We start from the raw sequence: 601 nt of genomic DNA, 5'->3' as shown, positions 1-601 counted from the left end.
ATGTCAGATATCGAGCTGAGCCAGTTACGGTCAATTCGGGAAGACTTTATTCGTATTGATACTCTGTGTGCGGCTAATGATATTGTCAGCAACCATATTCATTCACGGCCGATTTTCAAACAGTGGAATCTCATGAACGAAAAGGTACTGGCAGATGCACACGGGCAAAATTCGCAACCACCGATAGCACTATTCAGTCACGCTATTCCAAAAAGTACCTGGGCAAAGGGCGAGGTATATCGCTTTACAACTTACTCGCCAATCATGTCGCCGTTAACGCCAAGAATATCGGCCTGAATGAGTATGAAGGCCACTCCCTGTACGACATGATCTACAACAACAAAACCGATATTGATATCCATATGATGACAAGTGATAACCATTCGTTGAACAAGCTGAATTTTGTGGCACTGGACTCTATAGATGTAGTGACCATCTCCGGGGTTTTACAACGTAGTACGCCCACCTTCATCAGGCTTTTGATGGCTCTTAAATCCAGCTCAACATGCCACCGGGCCAGATAAAGGCTGACAATTTCTGACCGTGGATATTGTTCAGAATCCAACGGCGTAGTGACGATAATGCGTTTTTTATTTTTGAT

The 601-nt window shown here is 44.1% G+C and carries 2 protein-coding genes; both read left to right on the top strand.

Features of this window, described 5'->3' with window-relative positions:
* A partial coding sequence (locus J7438_RS26975; RefSeq protein WP_209279096.1) for a Tn3 family transposase occupies window positions 1-297 on the top strand: 297 nt, incomplete at its 5' end.
* The gene (locus J7438_RS28595; RefSeq protein WP_353620205.1) at window positions 192-524 is read left to right on the top strand and encodes a Tn3 family transposase; all 333 of its coding nucleotides are present in this window, start codon (window positions 192-194) and stop codon (window positions 522-524) included. The genes J7438_RS26975 and J7438_RS28595, both read left to right, overlap by 106 nt.
* The last annotated feature ends 77 nt before the right edge of the window (window positions 525-601 follow it).

Origin of the sequence: Thalassotalea sp. G20_0 (genome assembly GCF_017744175.1) — a bacterium.
GTDB lineage: Bacteria > Pseudomonadota > Gammaproteobacteria > Pseudomonadales > Endozoicomonadaceae > Endozoicomonas.
The sequence above is the reverse complement of the archived record's forward strand: the minus strand, read 5'-3'. Positions and strand labels throughout refer to the sequence as shown.